The organism is Hydrogenophaga intermedia (assembly GCF_023715105.1).
Classification (GTDB): domain Bacteria; phylum Pseudomonadota; class Gammaproteobacteria; order Burkholderiales; family Burkholderiaceae_C; genus Hydrogenophaga; species Hydrogenophaga intermedia_A.
Window position 1 is genome coordinate 1 of the sequence record NZ_JAMBNO010000119.1, and the last position, 408, is coordinate 408.

The 408-nt window shown below is 61.0% G+C and carries 1 protein-coding gene; it reads left to right on the forward strand.

Annotated features, from left to right (window positions below):
- Positions 1–71: 71 nt before the first annotated feature.
- Positions 72–408, forward strand: a 337-nt coding sequence (locus M3149_RS22850) for a hypothetical protein (protein ID WP_251711638.1), incomplete at its 3' end; no start/stop codon positions are given.

Here is a 408-nt window from a genome sequence, read left to right on the forward strand (position 1 = left end):
GCGAGCGCGCATTGGCCAAGCGGTGTGCACCCGCACTCGCAGCCTCAAACCAAGGCCCGAGCCTTTCAGAAGTGGCAGAGGAACACCTCAGCCATATCACCGGCAAGGCCGGCAACGGTACGGCCAAAGCTCGCGCAGGGATCGGCAACCACCGTGAGGCCAGTCTTGCGCAAATGCTTGCCTATGGTGCGGAATTTCGTGATCGACTCTCTCGCTCGCAAGTCGGCTCGATCACCGAGGCCATCTCTCTGTTCACAGGCCTTGACCACCGGGGCGTTCTAGGACTGGCATTCGGGAATAGCCCACGACCCGGGGAAATCCTGACCATTGACCTCGATCGCGGCGGCTTGCACGTGGCATTCGATCGACTACTCGAACGCAAGACCACTACATCTGTGGCCACGACGC